Origin of the sequence: Kolteria novifilia, assembly GCA_007748055.1 — a bacterium.
Classification (GTDB): domain Bacteria; phylum Planctomycetota; class Planctomycetia; order Kolteriales; family Kolteriaceae; genus Kolteria; species Kolteria novifilia.
Window position 1 is genome coordinate 2,304,992 of sequence record CP036279.1, and the last position, 19,453, is coordinate 2,324,444.

At 61.9% G+C, this 19,453-nt stretch carries 16 protein-coding genes; 6 read left to right on the plus strand and 10 right to left on the minus strand.

The genetic code is table 11. The annotated features are described in order from the left end of the window. Window positions 1–3: 3 nt before the first annotated feature. Window positions 4–273, minus strand: coding sequence for a DUF5132 domain-containing protein (locus Pan216_RS08500; RefSeq protein ID WP_145257504.1), 270 nt, complete (start codon window positions 271–273; stop codon window positions 4–6). A 586-nt stretch (window positions 274–859) separates the two neighbouring features. Continuing rightward, complete coding sequence (locus Pan216_RS08505; RefSeq protein WP_145257507.1) at window positions 860–2,542, minus strand: SpoIIE family protein phosphatase; 1,683 nt, start codon at window positions 2,540–2,542, stop codon at window positions 860–862. Between the two features lie 406 nt (window positions 2,543–2,948). Between Pan216_RS08505 and budA the strand changes: the two genes are divergently transcribed. The 4 genes from budA (at window position 2,949) to Pan216_RS08525 (ending at window position 7,031) form a co-directional block, all read left to right on the plus strand. Continuing rightward, window positions 2,949–3,809 carry an acetolactate decarboxylase gene (budA, locus tag Pan216_RS08510; RefSeq protein WP_145257509.1) on the plus strand — a complete coding sequence of 287 codons (861 nt, stop codon included), beginning with the start codon at window positions 2,949–2,951 and terminating at the stop codon, window positions 3,807–3,809. Window positions 3,810–3,841: 32 nt separating this feature from the next. Then, window positions 3,842–5,506: an acetolactate synthase AlsS gene (gene alsS, locus Pan216_RS08515; RefSeq protein ID WP_145257512.1), complete on the plus strand. Its 1,665-nt coding sequence runs from the start codon at window positions 3,842–3,844 to the stop codon at window positions 5,504–5,506. Between the two features lie 84 nt (window positions 5,507–5,590). Continuing rightward, entirely contained in the window at window positions 5,591–6,286 is a 696-nt protein-coding gene (locus tag Pan216_RS08520; RefSeq protein ID WP_145257515.1) for an SOS response-associated peptidase, read from the plus strand. A gap of 130 nt (window positions 6,287–6,416) precedes the next feature. Next, window positions 6,417–7,031 carry an RNA polymerase sigma factor gene (locus tag Pan216_RS08525; RefSeq protein ID WP_419193417.1) on the plus strand — a complete coding sequence of 205 codons (615 nt, stop codon included), beginning with the start codon at window positions 6,417–6,419 and terminating at the stop codon, window positions 7,029–7,031. Between the two features lie 211 nt (window positions 7,032–7,242). On the opposite strand, the gene Pan216_RS08530 is transcribed toward Pan216_RS08525, so the two are convergent. The 7 genes from Pan216_RS08530 to Pan216_RS08560 all read right to left on the minus strand — a co-directional run bounded on the left by Pan216_RS08530 (window position 7,243) and on the right by Pan216_RS08560 (window position 13,925). Next, window positions 7,243–7,485 carry a hypothetical protein gene (locus Pan216_RS08530; RefSeq protein WP_145257522.1) on the minus strand — a complete coding sequence of 81 codons (243 nt, stop codon included), beginning with the start codon at window positions 7,483–7,485 and terminating at the stop codon, window positions 7,243–7,245. Window positions 7,486–7,568: 83 nt separating this feature from the next. Next, on the minus strand, window positions 7,569–8,015 hold the full coding sequence (locus Pan216_RS08535) for a hypothetical protein (RefSeq protein ID WP_145257525.1): 447 nt from the start codon (window positions 8,013–8,015) through the stop codon (window positions 7,569–7,571). 346 nt (window positions 8,016–8,361) lie between these two features. Further along, window positions 8,362–9,252: an alpha/beta fold hydrolase gene (locus Pan216_RS08540; RefSeq protein WP_419193418.1), complete on the minus strand. Its 891-nt coding sequence runs from the start codon at window positions 9,250–9,252 to the stop codon at window positions 8,362–8,364. Window positions 9,253–9,421: 169 nt separating this feature from the next. Then, window positions 9,422–10,027, minus strand: coding sequence for a CvpA family protein (locus tag Pan216_RS08545; protein ID WP_145257527.1), 606 nt, complete (start codon window positions 10,025–10,027; stop codon window positions 9,422–9,424). 15 nt (window positions 10,028–10,042) lie between these two features. Continuing rightward, window positions 10,043–11,731: a hypothetical protein gene (locus tag Pan216_RS08550; protein WP_145257529.1), complete on the minus strand. Its 1,689-nt coding sequence runs from the start codon at window positions 11,729–11,731 to the stop codon at window positions 10,043–10,045. Between the two features lie 246 nt (window positions 11,732–11,977). Next, a complete protein-coding gene (locus Pan216_RS08555; RefSeq protein ID WP_145257532.1) occupies window positions 11,978–13,297 on the minus strand; it encodes an HD domain-containing protein in 1,320 nt (439 codons plus the stop codon). A gap of 13 nt (window positions 13,298–13,310) precedes the next feature. Further along, on the minus strand, window positions 13,311–13,925 hold the full coding sequence (locus tag Pan216_RS08560; RefSeq protein WP_145257535.1) for a hypothetical protein: 615 nt from the start codon (window positions 13,923–13,925) through the stop codon (window positions 13,311–13,313). Between the two features lie 485 nt (window positions 13,926–14,410). Between Pan216_RS08560 and Pan216_RS08565 the strand changes: the two genes are divergently transcribed. Together Pan216_RS08565 and Pan216_RS08570 are read left to right on the plus strand one after the other, a co-directional pair. After that, window positions 14,411–15,367, plus strand: coding sequence for an ornithine cyclodeaminase family protein (locus Pan216_RS08565; RefSeq protein WP_419193419.1), 957 nt, complete (start codon window positions 14,411–14,413; stop codon window positions 15,365–15,367). A 115-nt stretch (window positions 15,368–15,482) separates the two neighbouring features. After that, complete coding sequence (locus Pan216_RS08570) at window positions 15,483–17,507, plus strand: glycosyltransferase family 39 protein (protein WP_145257540.1); 2,025 nt, start codon at window positions 15,483–15,485, stop codon at window positions 17,505–17,507. 12 nt (window positions 17,508–17,519) lie between these two features. On the opposite strand, the gene Pan216_RS08575 is transcribed toward Pan216_RS08570, so the two are convergent. Further along, window positions 17,520–19,229 carry a hypothetical protein gene (locus tag Pan216_RS08575; protein ID WP_145257543.1) on the minus strand — a complete coding sequence of 570 codons (1,710 nt, stop codon included), beginning with the start codon at window positions 19,227–19,229 and terminating at the stop codon, window positions 17,520–17,522. Between the last annotated feature and the right edge of the window lie 224 nt (window positions 19,230–19,453).

Sequence of the window (19,453 nt, forward strand, 5' to 3'; positions counted from 1 at the left end):
GCGTCACACTCCGGGATTGGGGGATCCGGTGCTCTCCGAGTCCTTGGACGAATCGAGCTCGGCTTTGGCCTCGGCGGTCACGTCCTCGAGTTCCTCACGCACGTTGTCGGCGATCGCCTCGATTTGGTCCTTGAGGACAAGTCCACCCTTGATGGTGCCGCGCAGTGCCGTGCGAACGGATTGCTTGATGCCTTCGGATTTGAAGACATTGGCCGCCACGGCCCCCAAAGCGAACATCGCGGGCGGGGAGAGGAGGAATTTCAGGGGAAGCATTGTTTGGCTCCTGGAGGAAGCTCGTCAGTATTCATCATTTCTTGTTATACGAGTCGCGGCCGCCGCCGGATGAATGGCTCACTCGGCAAATGAGTATGACAGCGTATGATCGTGGCGGATTCAGGCAAGATGGACTCTGGCGTCATGGTCGTTGCGTATGGGCGGGAAGCGGCGCACGCGATTGATCCAACGCGGTGGCCCACCGACTGGTCCCGATTGGCGAGTGGTTGGTTGACTTGGGACTTCTCCCAGTCGCGGAGCGGCACTGCTGCCCAACCGGGGGGAGCAAACGCCTGCGTAGAGGAGGCGATTTGTTGAACCCAAACCCCCTCACCCCTAACCCCTCTCCCACGGGGAGAGGGGAACAAAAGGCTCACTCTCCCACGGGGAGAGGGGAACAAAAGGCTCACTCTCCCACGGGGAGAGGGGAACAAAAGGCTCACTTTCCCACGGGGAGAGGGGAACAAAAGGCTCACTTTCCCACGGGGAGAGGGGAACAAAAGGCTCACTTTCCCACGGGGAGAGGGGAACAAAAGGCTCACTCTCCCACGGGGAGAGGGGAACAAACGCCTGCGAAGACGCCTCTTCAATTCGCATTGCGGCCGAAGGCGACCATCGTCATGTCGTCGCTCTGCTTGTAGCCGGCGACGTGCTTCTGGACGTCGGCGAGAATGTGCGGGCCGAGCTCTCCGGGCACGCGCGGGCCCGAGGCGACCACCTCTCGCAGCCTCACCAATCCATACTGCTCGTTCTTGGAATTCATCGCCTCGTCGACGCCATCACTGAAGAGGACGACGGTTTCGCCCGGCTCCAAGACGACCTCGGTCGATTCGTAGTCGAAGTCGTCCATTACGCCCGCGGGGAGACCGGCGATGTCGTCACCCGCCGGCTCGGCGACGGAACCATCCAACTTCAAGATCATCGGCGACATGTGGCCGGCGTTGACCATCGTGATTTTGTGGGTGGTCGGGTCGATGACGCAGATCGCCATCGTGATGAAACGGTCGTCGAGACCCGCCGAACAGATCGCGTTGTTGATTCGCCCCATTGCCTCGGGAGGATTGTCGGCGAGGCTCAACAGGCTCACTTTCGTGTCGCTGGTCACTTTCGACATCATCAACGCCGCGGGAACGCCCTTCCCGGAAACGTCGCCGAGGATGACCGCTTGGTTTCCGTTGGAGAGCTTGACGAAGTCGTAGTAGTCGCCGCCGACTTGGCCGGCGGCCTCGTAGTAGGCCCAGAAGCTGTAGCCGTCGAGTTCCGGCATCTCTTGCGGCAAAAAAGCGGTCTGAACGCGGCGCGCGAACGCGAGTTCCTGCTCGGTTCGCTGTTGGCGCAGTACGTCTTCGTGCATTTGCGCGTTCAGCAGCGAGACGGCGGCTTGGGACGCGACGCTGACGAGGATCTGCAGATCGTCTTCCTCGAAGCGTTCGTGCGTGCTTTGCGTGTCAATCTGGATGACGCCGAGAGCGTCCTGGTCTTGGGCGAGCAGCGGGGCGCACATCACCGAGCGGATTCGGAATTCCGCGATACTCTGGCTCATGGCGAAACGCTCGTCGCTGGCCGCGTCCGCCGAGAGGATCGCTTTGCGCTCGTCGAGAGCCGCTTCGACGATCGTCCGGCTATAGCGAACGGTGTCCTCGCTTTCGCGGCGGTGCTTGACGGCGCGGGGGATGAGTCGGCCGTTGCCATCGCGGATCAGGAGCATCGCCCGGTCGGCGTGGGGGAAGATGCCGAAAAGGCTGTCGAGAATCTTGGGGAAGAGAGCGTCGAGTTCGAGGGTTTGGCCGATCGCCTGGCTGATCTCGATCATCGCGCGAAGCTTGGCCTCCGGATTGACGCTCGCGAAGGACTCGGAGCTACGGCGCGCGTCGAGCGATGTCAGCACGGTTGCCGAGGCGTTGTCCTCGGACTCCTCGACCTGCAGGTCACTCTCTTCGGGGCGTTGGGGAATCCCCGTGCTGGGCGACGTCGACCCGATCCCGTTGTAGACGAGAAGCGTCTCGCAGATCTTCACGCGATCATTGTCGCGAAGGGGCACTGTCCCCTCGACGCGTTGGCCGTTGACGTAGGTTCCGTTGCGGCTCTTCAAGTCTTCGATGAGGTATTGATCGCCGTCGCGGATCAATCGGGCGTGAAAGCGGCTGACGGAACTGGCATCGATGACCACTTCACAGTCTGGGTGGCGCCCCATGCGAACGGTCTCGGTCGTCAGTTCGACGCGTTGGCCCGCGTTGTTCCCGTTGAGCAGATGGATTGAGGCATTCACGACGGGTTATTCCGGAGACTTGGTGATCACGATGGCCGCACACTCCCCCCGCGAAACACGCGAACGCAGCCCTGCCGATTTTAGATTCCCTCTGAAATCTCTTCAAGCGTGGGCAAAAAAACGTGGGGCGGATTGCCTGAGAACTTTTTGTCTTCCTCGGAAGACCCAGTCCTCCCGAACCCGGCGTTCGGTCAACCGCTAGAATTCGAGCGAGGGGCGTTTGGGCCGCGCTCATCGGCTGACGCGGTCGGCCGGCCTCACGTCGTTTCTCGGTTCGCGGGGTTCGTATCGAGTACTCTTCGGCCATCGCGGAGAGGAAATCGCGTGATTTCGTCGATTTCCTCTCCATGAACTCGTTGGCGGCGGTTCCAGTTCGGAAAGAGCGTCTTGGGGAGAGGTCGCGATCATGCACCACGACAATCCACGCGCGGCGGTCCCTCTTTCGTGCCGGATCTCGACGTCCCTTTCCCAGGCCCTGGAGAGACGCCGTCGGGAGACGGGGGAGTCGGTTGGGCATATCGTTCGGCACGCGCTGGCCGAGTACCTGCAAGTCGACCACGCCACGCTCTTTCAAGTCTCGACCGCGGGAGCCCTCGTCGAGGGGATCTATGGTGGGGATGTCACCATCGGCCTTCTGCGCGAGCACGGCGACTTCGGCTTGGGAACGTTCGTCAATCTTGATGGGGAAATGGTCGTCCTTGACGGGCACTTCTACCAGGTGCGCGACGACGGGACGGTTTCCGAAGCCTCCGACGAGGAGATGAGCCCCTATGCGATGATCACGCGCTTTTCGGAGCCGAATGAGTGGAAATCGGTCGAGAATTGCGACTCTTTGGCGCAATTGGAGGCCGAAATCGACGCGTTTCGCGACTCGGCGAACGTTTTCTACTCCGTTCACGTGCAGGGAATGTTCACCTCGATGCGAACCCGGACGGTGCGGTTGACCCCCGAGGGCGTCCCGCTGGTGGAGGCGGCATCGAACCAGCGCGAGTTCGAGTTTGCCAACGTTCGCGGGTCCTTGGTCGGGTTTTGGTCGCCCAGCTATATGCAGTCGGTACTTGTCGCGGGGTACCACTTGCATTTCCTGTCCGAAGATCGCACGCTGGGGGGACATCTTCTCGACTGCGCGGGTGAGGACCTGCGCGTCGCCGTCCGACGGGAGGCTGATTTTCGCCTCTCGCTTCCCGAATCGGTTTCGTTTCTGCACGCGGACCTCACCCGCGACCCTAGCGAGGACTTGGACCGGGCGGAAAAGTCGCACGATTAACGGGTCGTCATGCCCAGCAGGGAGCCCACATCATGAATGACGTGGCTTCGAGCGGCGCGGAGCTTCTGGTCCGCTGTCTCGAGACGCAAGGAGTCGAACGGCTCTTTTGCATTCCCGGCGCCAAAGTCGATAAAGTGGTCGATTGCCTGGTCGATTCAACGATCGAGACCATCGTCTGTCGCCACGAGCAGAATGCCGCGCTGATGGCCCAGGCGACTGGGCGGCTGACCGGCAAGGCGGGAGTTTGTCTGGTGACCTCCGGGCCCGGCTGCACGAATCTGACGACCGGACTGGCGACGGCGGATTATGAAGGCGACCCCGTCGTGGCCCTGGGCGGTTCGGTGCCACTGGCCGATCGGCTCAAACTCTCGCACCAATCGCTCGACGCGGTCAGCCTCTTTCGCCCGATCACGAAATTCGCGGCGGAAGTGACCACGGGGCATGGCGTGACCGAAGCCGTCGCCTCCGCCTTTCGTGGCGCCGAGCAGGGGCGACCGGGCGCAGCGTTTTTGGCATTGCCCAAGGATGTGATGGAGGGACCGGCTCCCTTCGCGTCCCCGAGCCGAACGGTCAATGTCGCCCGTTTGGGGAGCCCCGATGCCGACGACCTTCGCGAGGTCGCCGCGTTGATCGAGCAGGCGGAGGTCCCCGTGCTTTTCCTGGGGATGCTCGCGACCGAGCCACGGGTCGCCGAAGCGGTTCGCGAACTGTTGCGCAAGACCGCGATGCCGGTGATTTGCACCTATCAGGGGGCGGGCGTGGTTCCTCGGGACCTGCTCCCTTGCTTCGCGGGGCGCGTCGGGCTTTCGAGAAATCAACCCGGGGATCAACTCCTCGACGCGGCCGATTTGGTCCTTACCGTCGGCTTCGATCCGATCGAGTACGATCCCGGCGTCTGGAATCGGGGAAAATCGCGCCCCATCGTCCACTTCGACAAAGTCCCCGCCGAGACCGACGCAGACTACTGGCCGATGATCGAACTCGTCGGAGAGACCGCCTCGGCGCTGACCGGACTTGCGTCGTGCCTGGCGGGAGATCGAAACTTCTCCAGGCTTCCTCAACTCGTCGCGGCACGGGGCGAACTTGCCGCAAGGAAGGAACTTGGGGCGAAGTACGACGGTTCGCCGATTCATCCCTTGCGTCTCATTCACGAAATCCAGCAGATGATGGGCGACGAGGGAACGGTCATCTGCGATGTCGGTTCGATCTACATGTGGATGAGCCGCTACTATTTCGCGTTTAACCCCCGGCACTTTCTGACGAGCAACGGTCAACAAACGCTCGGCGTCGCTCTCCCCTGGGCCATCGCGACGTGTCTCGTGCGGCCCGGAACGCCGATCTTGTCGATGTCCGGCGACGGCGGATTTCTCTTTTCCGCTCAGGAACTCGAGACCGCGGTACGGCTAAAGGCGAACTTCGTCCATCTGGTCTGGGTCGATGGCTCCTACGACATGGTGAAGATTCAGCAGGAGCCGAAGTACGGTCGCTCCCACGCCGTCGAGTTGGGGCCGGTCGACCACGTCCGCTACGCCGAGGCTTTCGGAGCGACGGGATTGAGAATCGCCAACCCGAGCGACATTCGCCCAACGCTCGTAAAGGCGTTTGGCATCGGCGGACCTGTCTTAGTCGAGATCCCGATCGACTACCGGGACAACCCGACGCTCTTCGAGTCGGTGCATCCCGACATCGGCCACTGAGCGAGGGGCAGGTAGTCGTGAGTATTCCCGGCTCGCGGTGGCGACGCCGGCCAGCAATGAGTTTCGTGTGTCGGAGAGCGAAGCGTGTGCGGCCGATTCACCTTGCGAACCCCCACCGAGCGCTGGGCGCGGCAGTTCGCTCTCGAGGAATTGCCCCTCTTCGCCCCTCGCTACAACATGGCGCCGACCCAGCGGCTTCCCGTCGTGCGCCTGTCCGCCAACGGGACGCGAGCTTGCGACGAGCTCCGTTGGGGATTCATCCCTTCCTGGTCGGCGGGGGAGAAGCATCGCGCCCCGCTGATCAACGCCCGGGCCGAGTCGATTGCCGAAAAACCCTCGTTTCGCGATGCGGTTCACTTTCGACGCTGTCTGATCCCCGCCGACGGCTTCTACGAATGGGAACAGGACGGACGGCAACGACAGCCCTATTTCGTGAGCCGGCGCGACGATCGCCCCTTCGCGTTCGCGGGACTATGGGAATCGTGGCGACCGCCCGAGGGAGGGCCCGCGATCGAAACCTTCGTCATCGTCACGACCGAGGCCAACGCCTTGTTAAGTCGTTTTCACGATGGGCGGATGCCGGTGATGCTCCAGGGGGACCATGGCGAACGTTGGCTATTTGAGGAATCGCGACACGCCGAGGACTTGATTCCCTTGCTCGGCGCCTATCCTGAGGAGGAGTTGACGTGCGTTCGCGTCAGTGCTCGCGTCAACAGCGTTCGGCATGACGATCCGTCTTGTCTGGAAGCTCCGTTGAGGACCCAAACCCTCTTCGACTGACAACCGAAAGAGGCTGATCGCGAGCCGCGGGGAGGAGTTGACCTTCGCCGGGCTCGGTCTCGACGTTGGAAAGATCGTGTGCGGTTTGGTAACCTTAGATGGACTTCGCGGTCCGAGAGGAGGATTGCCCGTGGCGGAAGAGGCCGAACGGGTTGGTGATCGAACACTCGCGGAACAGTGCCGAGTTGGCGACGAAGACGCGTTTAGTGAGATTTACCAACGATATGCACGCAAACTGATCAATCTGGCCCGCAGCCGGATCAGCGAACGTCTCTCCGCGCGCATCGAGGCGGAAGACGTCGTTCAGTCGGTCTTTCGGACCTTCTTTGGCCGCGTCCAAGAGAACCGCTTTCATTTCGAGCAGGAAAACGACCTCTGGAAGCTGCTCGTCTCGATGACGATGAACAAGCTCCGCAACAAGGTCGACTGGCACACCGCCGCCAAGCGCGATGTCGGTGCCGAACGCCGGATGGATGGCAATTCGAGCCTGCCTAGCGCCTTCGCGCCCGATGGCGAAACTCCTTCTCCCTCGGCCGTCGTCGCCTTTCTCGATCTCCTCGAGCATTTTCTCAGCGGACTTCGCGAGCAGGATCGCAAGATTCTCGAGCTTCGGTTGCAGGATCTCACCCAACAGGAGATCGCCGACCAGATCGGCTGCACCGAGCGGACCGTGCGCCGCGTTCTCGAACGCATCCGCGGCGTCGCCGAGGAGCAAGGCGTCCGCGAACAACTCTCCGGAAAGTAGGTGTCCAGTCGGCGTCGGTAGAAAATGCCGAATTGGGCAAGCCAGCGTCGGGTGGGTCTCGACCCACCATCTTGATCATTCGGGTAGGTCCAGGTCCCTGCACGATTCGCCGAGTCCCCAATCGATTCAATCGTCTTGCAGGCGAATCGGCTCGGCGAAGAGCCTGTGAGACAAGAGCGAGGGGATGAAAGCGAGACCCATCCTGCTTCGCTCAGTGTTTCTTTGAGCCGGTGAAGGTGTTGTAGGCCTCGTGGGTTCCGATCCAGTACCAGAGTCGAAGATCCCTCTTGCCCGATCTGTGCCCGTTGGGGAAGTCCACGTAGATCGCCCGATAGCTTCCCGTGAGAGTGACGGCGACAGAGTTGTTACGGTGTTGGCTACTGGATTTATTCTTGAGCGGATGGTGCTCAAGGATTGGCGTGTTTGGGTTCTTACGATAGGCTTTGAAGGCCATCGTCGCAAAGTCCTGAACTCTCTTGGGAAGTTTGGCAAACTGGCTCTTGAACTGTTTGCTTCTCGCGTCAACCCAAGTGGATTTCAATCGATCAGCCCTTCGGTGAACTCGCCCCTCTTGTACTCCTCGATCGCCACTTCCTTAATGGCATCGAGTTTCCCTCCAGAGAAGAAGTCGTCGTCGGGGGTCAGAATGCCTTCGGCTTCGCGCATAGTGCTACGAAACTCTTCGGCCCTCGATACTTCGAATCCACTTCGCTCGAATTGCAGGACGAGGTTCTCGAGGTGATTGGCGATCTGTAGCCACCTGCCAATCACGTGTTTGTAGCCGTCGATCATGCCTGGATCGAACTCTTCCTTGCCTGTGATGACACGTTCGCGGTAGTACATGTCAAAGTCATTGACCATCTTGAAGATGTACACACCTTCGAACAGAAAGTCCTCAAGCTTCCAGACCTTCGTCACTTCTTTGTGAGCGACTTTCCAGTTCTCTTCGAACGATTCGATCACCTTCAGTGGAGTGTTGGTCATCGTCATGAGCATCCTCAACTCTTGGCCCTCTTGATAAGGGCGATGGAGTCTGGGCGTTGGTATTCCTCTCCATTCGGGCCGAGAACAGTTTCCCTCGTTTACTTCGACTACGACGATCCACGCACCTTAAGTTTACGGTCTGCTGGAGCGTCAAGCGATGGATAGCCAGAGGAATCTCCGAAAGCCAAGGTGGCGGATCTTGACCCACCATCTTGCTCATTCGGGTAGGTCCAGGTCCCCGATCGACTCGTGGGGACCCTAGTCGATTCAATCGTCGCGAAGGCGCGAAGGTTCGCCGGGAATCGGCGAGACAAGAGCATGGTGGGTCAAGACCCACCCTACTTGATTAAGTCCTGCTGATGAACTCTTCGATCTTCGCGGCCAGCGCGGCGGGCGCGTCCTCAAAGAGGTAGTGTCCTGCGTCGTCGAACGCGGCGGTTTCGGCATCGGGGTAGATTTCCTGGAATCGCTCCAGAAAGTGAGGCGTGAAACACCAGTCTCGCATCCCCCACGCCAAGAGGATCGGCTTGTCGGCCAGACGCGGTAGACGCTTTTCCAGACGCCGAATCATCGGATAGCTCGGGTGGTTCGGCTGCATCGGAATGTCCTTGACGAACCGATCGACCGCGATCCGGTGTTCCCACGAGTCGTACGGGAAGAGGTAGCCTTGCCGAGCGGCTTGCGTCCACTGCTCGGGATGCGCGGTCGCCATCCGCAGCGCCGCTTGCGAAAACCCATTGAAGCCGCGAATCGCGACTGTCCCGAAGAGGGGCCAACGGCACATCGCGATGCGTTTGGGGATCCGCGACGATGGGTAGGCGGCGGTGTTCATGATCACGACGCGGCGAACGCGTTCGAGTTCCTCCACGAAGACGCCGAGCCCGATCGGCCCGCCCCAGTCGTGGACCACCAGCGTCACGTCGCGCAGATCGAGCTGGCGAACGAAACAGCGCAAATTGTGCACGTGATTGGCCAACCGGTAGGTCCAATCGGCCGGCTTATCGCTGAGCCCGCAACCAAGATGGTCGACCGCGAGCGCCCGGTGCGTCGGTGAGAAGTGCTGAATCAAGCGGCGGAACGCGAAGGACCACGTCGGGTTGCCGTGTACGAAGAGGATCGGGTCGCCCGCCCCCTCATCCACGTAGTGGTAGCGCCAGCCATCGATATCGAGCCAGTGCGAGGCGAACGGATACTCCGACGTGAAAGTCTGCTCGCGGTCCATGATCGCTTCGGTCATTCGGTATTCACCCTACAGCCCGTTGAACGAGTCGTCGTTGACGACGAACGCTTCTCCCGACCAGTCTCCGGGTGGAGAAAACCAGACGAATCGACCGATCCGCTTGCGCCGGCTCTCCACACTCTTGGCCGAGACTCCTCGTTCCCGGCCCATTGACGTCAACAGACCGCTAACGCAGCGTCGGCAGGTCGCTCGCGACGTTCTCGGTCATGTCGTCGGCTTCGTCACTGTAGTAGTGGACGATTTGGCCGATGCTCTGGCGGACCTGCTGAACTTCCTTCGTTTCGATCAACTGATCAACAACATGGTATCGATTGGCGGTCTCGATGACCTGGGACGAATCGTACTGCGTCTTGAAGAGGTCCATGTCGCGAACGATGCCCGGAGCGTGATCGACACAGAAGACGCCCACGAGCACGAAGAAGCTCGCCTGGGCCAGGCCGACACCGATCCCGAAGAAACGGTCGCCGGAACTCGGCTTGTTGTCGCCGAAGACCTTCTTGCGATAGGCCATCAGCATCAGCGAGAAGACGAAGGTGAAGAGCAGCCAGATCGTGAGAATCGACGCCAGCGACAGGGCGGGCAGCCGTAGCGGGCTGGGAATCGCCGTCGCGTACTTGTCCGCCAAGGGCAACAGTGCTTTGGCCAGCGGTTGCGAGAAGACCACCCCGAGGATGATTCCCGAAAGCTGGATCACTTGGTTGGCGAATCCCTTGCGATAGCCGTGGAATGCTCCTAAGAGCAAGATGATGCCGAAGAAGATGTCAAAGCCCATCCGAGGCGCTCCTCACTACTTGATCGAGAATCGACGCTGATTCTCGGCAACCTTCCTAGTTGTCTGATCCGTGACCGTGATCCGCAGCGTGTAGTCACCCGCCGAGAGTTCTTTCGGCAGGCGAAAAAGAATGACTTGGAAATAGTCGCGGCGCCTGTTCCGGCAAACGTCCGGACTGAATGGGTGATGGGAGCGATGGCGGCTCTTGCCCGACTCGTCGAAGATCTCCAGCGACGCCTCGAGGTGGGTGCGATAACCCTCGCGACTCTCCATGCTCCCGAAGTTCGCGACTTCCCAGTAAATGACGATCTCTTGGGCGGAACGGAACGTCTGGGTGTCGAATTCGACATAGTTGCCGTAGTTGACGACCTGCTTGCAAAAGACCGGAGGCGTCACTTCGAGATCGGCCCGAAGTTCGAGCGTGGTCAGTGCCTCGCGGAGCGTTCGCAGGACCTCCGCGGCCCGCTGATGATCTTGCGGATAGTCGTCGTCGTTGAAGTACTGGACCATCGCCCAGAGCAGGCTCTGCCAGAAGTTGCGATCGACCGAGTCGCCCCCGCGAACGGGCTGGAACGCTTGGTCGCTCTCGCCCGCCATGATGTGGAGCAGCCGTTGGTAGACCTGCTGGCGAATGACGTCGGTTTGGCCGACCGCTTCCGTTTCCTCCATCCGGTGGGCGATCGACCGGAGTTCCGTTTCGAGGCTGCCACCGTCAACCGGGCTGGTCGACGTTCGTGACTCTCGTTGGACCTCGCGGCGATCGTAGACCAGTCGGCGACTCCGGGGATCCTCCATCGGAGCGGTCGCGTCGTCGCGGCGCATGGTTCGTTCCGGACTGACGATCGACCGGGAAGCCGTCATCAGATCGTCGTCCGCTCGAAGGCCCTCGCTCGTCGCCGGGGCGGAATGGTGGGGCTCGCGGTGTGGGGAGAGGCGACGACGAAGCACATCGTCACCCTCGCTGGCGAATGACTCCTCCGGCAACCGCCGTGGCCAACTTCCTTCCTCTTGCCGGGCCGGGTCGCTCTTCGGGTCGAGCGCCGACGCGGACCTGGCCTTGGAGGGAAGATTCGCGGGAGGGTCGGGGCGTGTCTTCGCGAACGCGATCTGCGTCTCCCAAACGTCGACGATCTGCGCGATCTCGTCGGGGGAACGCATCCCACGCACTTGAGCGTTGAAGTCGTCGACTTCCTTGGGATCGAGTTGGGCCAGAACGCGAGCGATACGCGCGGGGAGTTCCGATCGCGGCGAGGTCGCCGAATCCTTGGGCTTCGAGACCATCGTCGTTCGGGAGGGCTCATCCCATCGTGGCCGACTGGATGTCGTTGCCGGTTCGTTGTTCGGGTTCAGCACGCTCGAGAGAGGCTGTTGGTTCGCCGTGGCTTGGGGTGGCGTCGCCGACTGGGCCTCGGGAAGGATGACGCTCTCCGGGAGCCGGGGGCCGTTCGATTCGGTGTGGCTCGCTTTGCGAACCGAGTCGGTGGGGGAGTCGGCCGGCGTCTGGTCTTTCGCGTGCAGGCGAGCACGGAGTCCCTTCGCGGGCGTCGACTCGGCCTTCATTTCGGAAGTATCTTGGGAAGCTTGGTCGGCCAAGACCGAACGGGGCAGGGAGGCAACTTCGGGAGGCGGCTGCTGGGGAAGCGTGCAGCCGATCGCGCTCGTCATGGCGACGACGATCACGATGTCCTTCCGGCCCAACGCCATTTGCCTATCCACCTTACTTGTTGCCGTCGACTCCCTCGCACGCGGTGGCCACGACCACCGAGCGCGGACCGAGAGCGCACTTGGGAACAGACCGCCAGATATCGCGACCGAGGTTTTTTGCAAGTCGTCTTGAGACGGCGAATGAGACGTGGGGCAACCATGACGCTACCCATGTCTTCTTCTACGCTCCCCTTTTGTTTTTCTGACGCTCTCGCCTTGGGCAAGGGGGGACGGTGAGTTGAGCACCTACGCGCGGAAGGCGAGACGGCCCTGCTCCTGGGGATGGAGCTGGTTGGGGTAACCGACGAGTCCCTCGCAGAGGGCGCTCGCGCTGGGGAGGAGGGCGGCGTGCGTCCGACGCAGGCAAATGGTGAAACTCCACAACGCGCGGTGCTTTTCGGTCAACGCGGCGACGTCGGGATGTCCGAGGTTGGACAAGGGCTCGACCTGACCGGGGGAGATCTCGACCGGGACGTTGGCCTCTTTCAGCGACATCGCCGGCGAGGGGCAATAGACGATGACGTGCGCGGGGGGGATGTCGAGTCTCCGTGCCAGTTCCCGTTCGAGCGCCCGGCGACCCTCCAGGTCTTGATGGAACCGCTTCGCAAGCTGATCGCGGGTGGCGTCGTCGAGCCCCCGTTGACCGAACCGCTCCATCGTGAGGTAGTACGCACGCTTGAAAAGCTGACGACCCGCGAGGTCCGAAAGGACGTCCTTGAGCCCCTGATCGCGGTCGGCGTGCATCATCAGCCGATCGAGCAAGCTGTCATCGCGAAGCTCGAACAAGTCCTTCTTGGCGATTGCTCCGAGGCCGAGCGCCAACTCCAACGCCCGCGAGACCATCGCTCCGGAGACGACTTTCGCGTGATGGTAGTAGACCCGTTCGGTGAGGTTGTAGCGGATTTGGAGCAGGCGGATTAGCTCCGAGAGCGTATCGTGACGGAAGCCGCCATGCTTGTGCAGCCGGACGACGAGATGATTGTCGGAAAGCCGAAAAGCTTGCAAGAGGCGATCGTCGTAGCTGAGAGCGAGGCCCGACATCGTCGCGTCGCGGCGAAGGTAGTCGAGCAGGTCGGCACACACGGTCCCCGTGACCAGTTCGCGTACGAAGGGGCGACCGGCGGCGCGGGCGGTGAGGACGCCGCGGACCTCGTCGCGCACTCCCGACTGGTCGAGCAGAGTGGAAATCGGTGGACGATCGAGGTAGCGTGCCAAGCGGTCCTCGTCCTCGTCGTGGCGTTCGAAGAGTCGGCGTTCGTCCTCGAAGGTGTGCCCAAAGGGGACGTGCGTGATGTCGTGCAAGAGGGCGGCCAGCCGAGCAGTTCGTTCCTCGGCGTCGCTGATGGAGGGATCGTCGGCGCGGAGGACGCGCAGCATCCGTTTGGTCATCCAGAGCGTGCCGAGACTGTGCTCGAACCGGGTGTGGGATGCCGAGGGGTAGACGAGGTTCGAGGTGCCAAGTTGCTTGATGCCGCGGAGTCGTTGCATCGCGGGGGTGTCGAGCAGCGCGATCTCGAGGTCGTCGAGTTCGATGTCGCCGTGCACCGCGTCCCGGATGGTCTTCATGCCGAGTTCATTCCTACATCCATGGTGTTGTCTCGAGGTGGCGTTGCATTCCCAACGCCTTGAGCAGTTCTGTATAGACGAGCCGCTTGCGTGGCCGCGTCGCCAGGTGCCAGCCCTCGCGACCGTGCAGAATCACTCCCGAGGCGATGAGCGTTTCCCCGACCGGGGCCGTCAGCTTCCGGCGATGGCCTCGGCTGAGATCCTTCACGACAAACGTGGCTCGAACTCCTTTCCTCGTCTCGACCCGTTCGATGACCACCAGGTGCCGACGATCGAGTTCGCACACGCGGCCGGTCAGCCGATCGAGGGCGTCGAAGATCGCGTCGGGCCATTCCCTGGGGACGAGCCGGACGTGCCACCAGTCCCCGTCGTGGTCGACTTCGATGCCGTCCTCGTCGACCGAAAGGGCGCCGATCGGAGCTTCCCACGCATCGCCTTCCACGAAGGTGACGTGCAGGTGCGAAGTTCCCTCGTCGCGCTGGCGAATGTCGCAGGCTTCGACGACATCAAGGCCGTTGGCACGCTGGCGCCACTGCTCGGTCCCGTCGAGCCACACCGTCGCCCCTCGCATGTCGGCGAGGAGTTGTACTTCGCGCTCGCTCAGGGACGAGGCATCGTTGTTGGACACGAATCTCTCCCGCTACTTGGAGTCGCCGCACGACAACGTGTTCTTTGGCGCCGAGACCTCTCCCAGAGGCCACGGCTTTCTCCCTCCCCTTGTCCAAGGGACAGCCTCTTTCCCCCCTTGTCCAAGGGGGGCTTGTTGGAGGCCTTGTCTTCTCCCCTCCACGGACGTCGATGCACTCCAACGCCGAGAAGGCGACCCCCGCCAACTCCCCCTTGGGCAAGGGGGAGCGTCAGAATAACCAGGGGAGCGTTGGAAGAGACAACGTTCCGCGTGTTGTCCTTACACTATGGGAGTTCAGGGGTACAATCCGGCGGTGACGATCGATTTGAACGCCCCGATAGGGTGTCTTTTTGTCGGGCTCTACCAATCAACCGGTACCGACGCGACCCCTTCCGACTGGCTGGCAAGCAGCCAGTGACACCCAAGATCATGGGACCGAGACTGCACTTGCCATGTCTCGTGGGAACCCAGGGAGGACCGAGCCAATGGCGGCGATTTACCTTCGGGAAGCGGATGTGGCGAGACTCCTGTCGATGGAGGAAGTCATCTCCGCGTTGGAACGGATCTTTCGGGAGCAAGCCGCGGGCGGGGCCGAAAACATCCCGCGAGGGCGATGCCGGGGGGAAGGGGCGATGCTTCACCTCCTTGGGGGAGCCTCGCGGGAACTCGACGCCCTCTGCTTCAAGGCCTACACCACCACCAAAACCTCGGCACGGTTTCTCGTCCATCTCTACGACGGTAGCTCGGGAGACCTGCTCGCGGTGGTCGAGGCCGATCAATTGGGACGACTGCGCACCGGCGGTACCAGTGGGCTGGCGACGAAACTCATGAGTCCGACCAATGCGTCGCGCGTCGGGATCATCGGATCGGGACGGCAAGCGCGAACCCAGCTCGAGGCCGTCGCCGCGGTCCGCAAGCTCGAGAGTGTCGAGATCCATAGCCGTACCAAGGAGAGCCGCGAGAAGTTCGCCGCCGAGATGGAGGAACGGCTCCACGTTCCCGTCCGGCCGGTGGAGAGTGCCACCCTCGCGGTGCGCGACAAGGAGATCGTCATCACCGCGACGAGCAGTCGTCAGCCGGTGGTGGAAAAGGCTTGGCTTTCGCCGGGTGTCCACCTCAACGCGATGGGGTCGAACTTCGCGGCGAAGACGGAACTCGATCTGGCGATCGTCGGGGCTTGTCGCCAGGTGGTGGTCGATGATGTCGCTCAAGCCCAGATCGAGGCGGGGGAGCTGATCCAAGCGGTCGCCGCGGAGCGATTCTCGTGGACGCGCGCGGTCGAATTGTCGAGTCTGGTCAGTGGCGAGGTCGATGGCCGGAGCGATCCCGGGGAGACGACGCTCTTCAAGTCGGTGGGGACGGGAATTCAGGATCTCGCGTTAGCGTCGATGGTCTACAAGCTGGCGAAGAGCGAAGGGGTGGGGCAGCCGTTGCCCTACTGATATGCCTCGATCTGCCAGCATTCTGCCACTGGCTGACAAGCGGCCGGTGGCACCCGAAGTGCCAGAGAGCCGAGAGCCCTCGAATTGCCAGAATGACGAGAGCACGTAGCGGAGCATGAGCGCCTTGGAGAGTGCCGAGTCGAGTGCGGAGAGTTCACGGCGCCGGTCGTTTCGGACCGTCGCCTTGGTCATCCTGTTGATGCTGGTTCATGTCGCGATCGTCGGGGATGCCCTCACGAGGTTGACGCCGACGGTCGATGAGATCGCCCACGTGCCGGCGGGGATCTCGTACTTGCAGACCGGCACGTTCGGGATGTATCGACTCTCCCCACCCTTGGGGCGGCTCCTACCCGCGACCGCGTCGCTCGCGGCCTCGCCGAAGACCCGCTACGACCGTGCCTGGTCGAGGCAGAACCCGGCCAACCACTGGAGTTTCGCCTTCGAGTTCCTGCTCATCAACGCCGACGATCCCGAACGCTACTTACGGCTCTTCACGTGCGCGCGCTGGGTCGTCGCTTGTTGGTCATCGCTGGCGATCCCGATCCTATTCGCCTGGGGATCGTCGTGGTTCGGCCGGCTCGCGGGCTGGTTGGCCGCGACCCTTTGGGCCATCGCGCCCAATATGATCGCCCACGCCAGTTTCGCGACGACCGACATTCCGACCACGGTGATGACCCTGCTCGCGGCATGGACCTTCTCGCGCTGGCTCGACCAACCCTCCTGGCGACGGGCGCTGCTCGCGGGAGGAAGTCTCGGGCTTGCCCAACTAATCAAGTTCAGCACGCTGCTGCTCTATGGCGCGTTCGCGCTGTGGGCGCTGCTCGATCCGCTGTGGAACCACGACGGGAAATCGTCTCGTTGGAAAACGCTGTGGGAGCGGCGGCGACCCTCGCTACTGGTACGAAGCACCGCCGGTTGGCAGATGATCGCGATCTACGCGCTGAGTCTCTTCGTTCTCAACGCGGGCTATCTCTTCGAGGGGACGTTCCGCCCGCTCGGCTCGTTCCCCTTCGTCAGCAACTCGCTGACCCGCGAGCGTGGCATCGACGATGGCCCCGCCGATCAGGGGTCGAGCATGACGTACAACGAGATTCATCAGCGTCGCGTGAATCGCTTTCGGGGAACGCCGCTGGGGTGGTTGCCGACGCCGCTGCCGGCGAACTACGTGGGCGGCTTCGACGAGCAGAAGTTCGAGGCCGGCGACAACGACATCGGTCGCTACCAGATGTACCTGCGCGGGCAACTTCGGCGCGAGGGCTGGTGGTACTACTACCTCTACGCGTTGGCGGTGAAGCTGCCGCTGTCGAGTTGGGCGCTTCTGGCGCTGGGGCTGGTCGCGTGGGGATGGCCGACGACGCCGAGACGTTCGGCGTGGCCTCTCGTTCTCCTGGCCGGCGTGCCGATCTTCGCGATGACCTTCCTGACCGATATCAACATCGGCGTCCGTTACCTGCTGCCGATTTTTCCGTTCTTGTTCCTGATCGCGGGGGGAGCGGCAAGCTGGTCGCGGCCCCGCTGGTGGAATGGGCTGATCGCGGCGCTCGTTCTGGCCAACGCCGTCACGCTGGCGATGATTCACCCTTCCGAGCTAGCCTACTTCAACGCCTTGGTGGGCGGCCCGCGCGAGGGTCGTTTTCACCTCATCGACAGCAATCTCGATTGGGGCCAGGATCTGCGAAGGTTGTCGGCGTGGATCGACGAGCATCCGGAGTGGAAGGATGTCCGGCTTGCGTACTTTGGGACCGTTCCACCGGAATTCGAGGGGATCGAGACGTATCAACTCGCTCCTCGAGACCCGCGAATCGTGCCGGCGGCGGCAAGGCTTCCGGGGGAAACCGACGAGATGGTGATGGGCCCGCAACCGGGCAAGTACGCGGTGAGCGTCAACTTCGAGCGGGGGATGTCGTTTCACATGCCGGTGCCGCTCGTAGATCTCCGCACGATCGTGGCGACCAACCCACGGCTCTTGATGAGTGGCTCTCCCCTGATGCGGCAGCCCGCCGAAGCTTACGCCTACTTCCAGGAGTTCACCCCCACCATCGACCCGGCGATCGGCTATTCGATCCTCCTCTACGACATCTCGCTGGAGGAGGCGAACCGAGTTCGCCGGAAGATGGGGTTGCCCGAGTTGGCGGAGTAACCAGCTCTCGATCTACTTGTCGATTGCCTTGTCGAGGAAGGGACGAAAGCGTTTGACGGAATTGGCAACGCCGACGAGTCGGTTGCCGTTCTTCCAACCCGCGACTTGAACGCCGACGATCTCTCCCTTCTGGTTGATCACGGGCAAGCCGCTGGTCTCTGTCAGCGTCAACTCGCTGTTGTCGAACTCGTACACGAGGTTTCCTCGGTCGTCGCCTCCAAGGCAAATGGCTGGCTCGAGATCGTTGTCGAATGAATCGTCGCCCCAGACTGGGGCCGCGAACCATACGCGATCACCTTCCTTGGGTGCCTCCTTAGCCAGGGGGGCCGCATGCTTCATGTGGCTCTTGGGGAGCCAGAAGGCGGCGATGTCTCCCGCTTCGGAGTTCTTGTCGACGGGAGCGGCGTTCATGATTGGGATGAACTCGACATCGACATCGCCAAGTTCGTCGAGCGAGTAGCGGTCTTCCGTGAACAGTCTGGTGACCTCGCTGGAGAGTTCGCTCGGCGTAAGTTGACTCGGCATGCCATTGACGGGGCCGAAGGCGTGTAGGGCGGTCAACATGATTGGCCGATCCTTCCCTGACACATTGACGAGGCTCGCGAAGCCATCGTAGTCAAAGTCGGTCGCCGTGGGATTGATCCCATAGCGGATGGCGAAACCCTTGGGCATCCTGGGCGGCTTGGACGATGGTTGCCGCTGAACCTTCTTCTGCAGGGCGTTCTTGACGTTTCCTTGAACGAATGGTCCGGCGATGCTGGCACCGTCGGGAAGTTTCATTTTCTCGACGTCGGCCGCGACCTCTTTCATCGCGGCGGCAAGACTTTGACTTCCCGGCTCGGGGATACGGAATCCCCACATCAGATACGCGATGCCGATCCCCAGCCCGGCACAAACGAGAGGAATGACGGGCGTCCACCCGCCGAAGGGGTTCTTCGCGTCGTCGCGTTCCTCGCGGTCCTCTTCGGCCTTGGTGTCCTTGTCGCGAATCGGAATCTTGCGATAGATCAGCCAGAGGTCACAATATTTGTAGCCGAGAATGGCGGTGGTCATGATGCCGCCGAACGCGCTGCCGATCAAGTAGAACGCCGACTCGCCCGAGACCAGCACGACCGAGCCGATGCAGGAACCGATGAAGCCCCAAACGTTCAACAGGAAGCCGATAAAGGCCCGCGTACCGCGAGCCTTCTCGTCACTACCCAAGGTGTGATCGGTCTTCTCGAGCTGCTTGCCGGTCTTATAGTTGAAGCCGCACTTGACGCAGACGACGGCTCCTTTTTTCATCTTGGTCTTGCAGTGGGTGCAGACGGCGGGGATCTCGTACGCCATCGATTTGACGCCGTAGTCGATCATATCGGCGTCCGCTTCCTCCTGGGTGGAGGGGACGGGAGTCCGTTCGGAGCACTTGGGGCAGTCGAGATATTTGCCCGCCTTGGACATGGGGACGGTCAACACCACGTTGCAGCGGGCGCACTTAAAGCGAAGCTTCTTTGCGGGGGCTTTGGCGGGAACTCGTTTGGCGACCGGTTCCGCGACGGCCTCGGCCTCGACATCCGCCTCGGCGACGGGAATTGCCTCGATGGGAGGGCTCTTCGCCGTCCCGCGTTTGGTTCGGGAAGGAACCTTTTTCTTCCTGGGCGCTCCCGGCGAACTGCCGGGGCTCGGCGATCGCGCGGACTTGGCGCGACGAGGCTTCGAATCCTCGGTGGATGGTGTGCTCATCGTTGTTCCCGCTCAAGTTGGTCGTATTCGGGAGGCGTCGGTGTTGATTTCGGCCCTAAAGGACCTCGCGCCCTGAGTCTTGTTGCCGAGGCGAACGCCATCAGGGGATTGACATGCGAGAAATGCCGAAGACCGTCCTTCCCCCCGAAAAAACAACTCCTCAAGCAACAGGATGACTCGTAAGTGACCGGGTTGTCAAGTACGGAGTGACCGAGCCGAGCGAT

Coding starts and splice junctions, on each gene's coding strand:
- Pan216_RS08500 (WP_145257504.1), bottom strand. CDS start 273: ATGCTTCCCCTGAAATTCCTCCTCTCCCCGCCCGCGATGTTCGCTTTG.
- budA (WP_145257509.1), top strand. CDS start 2,949: ATGCACCACGACAATCCACGCGCGGCGGTCCCTCTTTCGTGCCGGATC.
- alsS (WP_145257512.1), top strand. CDS start 3,842: ATGAATGACGTGGCTTCGAGCGGCGCGGAGCTTCTGGTCCGCTGTCTC.
- Pan216_RS08530 (WP_145257522.1), bottom strand. CDS start 7,485: ATGGCCTTCAAAGCCTATCGTAAGAACCCAAACACGCCAATCCTTGAG.
- Pan216_RS08535 (WP_145257525.1), bottom strand. CDS start 8,015: ATGACCAACACTCCACTGAAGGTGATCGAATCGTTCGAAGAGAACTGG.
- Pan216_RS08540 (WP_419193418.1), bottom strand. CDS start 9,252: ATGACCGAAGCGATCATGGACCGCGAGCAGACTTTCACGTCGGAGTAT.
- Pan216_RS08545 (WP_145257527.1), bottom strand. CDS start 10,027: ATGGGCTTTGACATCTTCTTCGGCATCATCTTGCTCTTAGGAGCATTC.
- Pan216_RS08550 (WP_145257529.1), bottom strand. CDS start 11,731: ATGGCGTTGGGCCGGAAGGACATCGTGATCGTCGTCGCCATGACGAGC.
- Pan216_RS08555 (WP_145257532.1), bottom strand. CDS start 13,297: ATGAAGACCATCCGGGACGCGGTGCACGGCGACATCGAACTCGACGAC.
- Pan216_RS08565 (WP_419193419.1), top strand. CDS start 14,411: ATGGCGGCGATTTACCTTCGGGAAGCGGATGTGGCGAGACTCCTGTCG.
- Pan216_RS08570 (WP_145257540.1), top strand. CDS start 15,483: ATGAGCGCCTTGGAGAGTGCCGAGTCGAGTGCGGAGAGTTCACGGCGC.
- Pan216_RS08575 (WP_145257543.1), bottom strand. CDS start 19,229: ATGAGCACACCATCCACCGAGGATTCGAAGCCTCGTCGCGCCAAGTCC.